Here is a 2704-nt window from a genome sequence, read left to right as displayed (position 1 = left end):
CCGTGAATCCATCCCTGGAGGCTTGGCCGCGGCATCCATGCCGCGGACACCCCCGCAACCAGACCCACCCCGCCTTCCACAGATTTCAGCGAGCTGCGGGTACGGCGTTCGGTGCCGCTGTTGGTAGGTGTCGACCTTGGTCGACACAGTAGATCCACGCCATGCGTGGATGGGTCTCCATCGGAATCGAGTATTTCGACAGTGCATCAAAATGCGTCCACGCACGGCGTGGATCTACCTGGGTTGGCTGCGCCCAAAAAAATCCCCGGCCGACCCGCATCGGCCGGGGATGATATCGCCACGCCCTTGGAGAGCGTCTCTACCGTAACGCTTTCCTGCAGTGGTGGTGATCGCCTCTGGCGATGACGACCAAGCCAGCAGGTATCAGCCTGCCAGCGGCAGGCAGACGTCGGCACGCAACTGGTGGACAGGCACCTGTTCGGGATCATCCAGGAAGTGGAAGTACAGTGGCGCTTCGGCAAGCGCGTGCCCACTGTCCGGCCACCAGTCGCGCAGCAGCGCATCCCCCACGGCCTGCAGCTGCTCATAGGGGCCGACATGGTGGACGACCGCATGCGGACCGACGCCGAGGGCCTGCCGCCGCAGCGGCGACGAAAGTTGTGGCAGCGCGGTGGCAAATCCCATCCCGCAGTCGAAGCGGTGCGCCTGCGCGGGTACGTCCCGGTGGTCATCGATGGCGATGCCCACCAGGTGTAGCAGATCGTCGGCCAGCCCTTGCGCCTGCGCCCATTGGTACAGGCGGCCGAAGCTGGCATCGAGATCACCGAAGGCCCCCTTCGCGCGTAGCAGCACGACCTCGAACGGCTGAAGCGCGCGCACTTCCACCTTCAGCGGGGCGGCGGTCACTGCGTCCACGTCGGCCGGTGGATGCGCCAAGAGCTGCTGCCACTGCTGCCGCAGCGCTGCATCGGCGCGCAGCGCGCGCGGGGTGGTATCCAGGCGCTGCCTGCAGCGCCGCGCAAGGGCCTGCGCACTCTCATATCCAGCGGCCAGCGCAGCGTCGGTGACGCTTGCATCGGGCTGCTGCAGCGCCTGCAGGGCGTTGAGCAGGCGCAGCCGGTCCAGCGTCTGTCCGGGGCTTTCCCCGGTCAGTGCCCGGTACAGGCGCTGGAAGTGATAGGGCGACTGATGGGCGACAGTCGCCAGTGACGCTACATCCGGCAGTGCCTGCTGCTCACGCAGGCAGCCCTGCAGATGGTCGATGACCCGTTCGATTCCCTGCGCCTGGCGCAGGCCTGCAAGCCGCTTCATGACCATCTCCGCTGAGGACCTGGCTGCGATCGTGCCTGATCCTTTAGCGGGGTGCGTGACCGATCCTGCGCGATTGCCCGCCCTCAGGCCTGGGCGAGAGCCTGTTCTAGGTCCGCGCGCAGATCACCGATGTGCTCGATGCCGATCGACAGGCGCACGGTGTCCTCGCTGACCCCGGCCCTGGCCAGTTCGGCCGCATCCAGTTGGCGATGGGTGGTCGACGCAGGATGGGTGGCCAGTGACTTGGCATCGCCCAGGTTCACCAGCCGGGTGAACAGTTTCAGGGCATCGAGGAAGCGGGCGCCGGCAACGCGCCCGCCCGGCAGTCCGAAGGTCAGCACACCGGAGCCATGCCCGCCCAGATAACGCTGCGCCGCCGCGTGTTCGGGGTCGTCGGCCAGCCCGGCATAACGCACCCACGCCACCTTCGGATGCGCGCGCAGGTACTGCGCCACAGCCAGCGCATTGGCGTTGATCCGCTCCATGCGCAGCGCCAGGGTCTCGATGCCCTGCAGGATCAGGAAGGCGTTGAACGGTGACAACGCTGCGCCGGTATTGCGCAACGGCACTACCCGCGCACGGCCGATGTAGGCCGCCGCGCCGAGCGCTTCGGTATAGACCACGCCGTGATAGCTCGGATCGGGCTGGTTCAAGCGGGCGAAGCGTTGCGGCTGTGCCGTCCAGTCGAAGCGGCCGGAATCGACGATCGCCCCACCCAAGCTGGTGCCGTGGCCACCGAGGTACTTGGTGAGCGAGTGCACCACGATGTCGGCGCCATGTTCGAACGGGCGCAGCAGGAATGGCGTGGCCACCGTGTTGTCGACGATCAACGGCACGCCGGCCGCATGCGCGACCTCGGCGATGGCGGCGATGTCGGTGACGTTGCCGCGCGGGTTGCCGATCGATTCGACGAACACCGCCTTGGTGCGTTCATCGATCAAGGCCGCGAACGCCGACGGGTCAGCCGGATCGGCGAAACGCGCCTGGATGCCGTACTGCGGCAGCGTGTGCGCCAGCAGGTTGAGGCTGCCGCCATACAGCGCACTGGCAGCGACGATGTTGTCGCCGGCCTCGGCAATGGTCTGGATCGCATAGGTGATCGCGGCCTGCCCGGAAGCCAGTGCCAACGCGCCGATGCCCCCTTCCAGCGCCGCAACGCGCTGCTCCAGCACGTCGGTGGTGGGGTTCATGATGCGCGTATAGATGTTGCCCGGCACCTTCAGGTCGAACAGGTCCGCCCCGTGCTGGGTGTCATCGAAYGCRTAGGCCACGGTCTGGTAGATSGGCACSGCCACCGCRCGGGTGGTCGGGTCSGGGSRGTAGCCGCCGTGMACGGCCAGGGTTTCCAGTTGCCACTGCGGATCGCTCATTGCGCCAGGCTCCTTCCGGGGAAACGCCCACCATAGGCCAGCCATCGACCGCCATTGAGAGC

General features: G+C 67.0%; 2 protein-coding genes. Both read right to left on the bottom strand.

The annotated features are described in order from the left end of the window. Positions 1-384 precede the first annotated feature (384 nt). Positions 385-1272 (bottom strand): AraC family transcriptional regulator, encoded by an 888-nt coding sequence (locus AC1VAN_RS17705; protein WP_282279916.1) that lies wholly within the window; start codon positions 1270-1272, stop codon positions 385-387. A gap of 83 nt (positions 1273-1355) precedes the next feature. Continuing rightward, complete coding sequence (locus tag AC1VAN_RS17700) at positions 1356-2642, bottom strand: O-acetylhomoserine aminocarboxypropyltransferase/cysteine synthase family protein (protein WP_480986333.1); 1287 nt, start codon at positions 2640-2642, stop codon at positions 1356-1358. Positions 2643-2704: the final 62 nt, after the last annotated feature.

It is taken from the genome of Stenotrophomonas sp. 05L44_2 (genome assembly GCF_056665995.1).
This window is presented reverse-complemented; position numbering and strand designations above follow the sequence as displayed.

Bases quoted from the DNA above. Each gene is read 5' to 3' on its own strand.
- AC1VAN_RS17705 (WP_282279916.1), bottom strand. From the start codon at position 1,272: ATGAAGCGGCTTGCAGGCCTGCGCCAGGCGCAGGGAATCGAACGGGTC.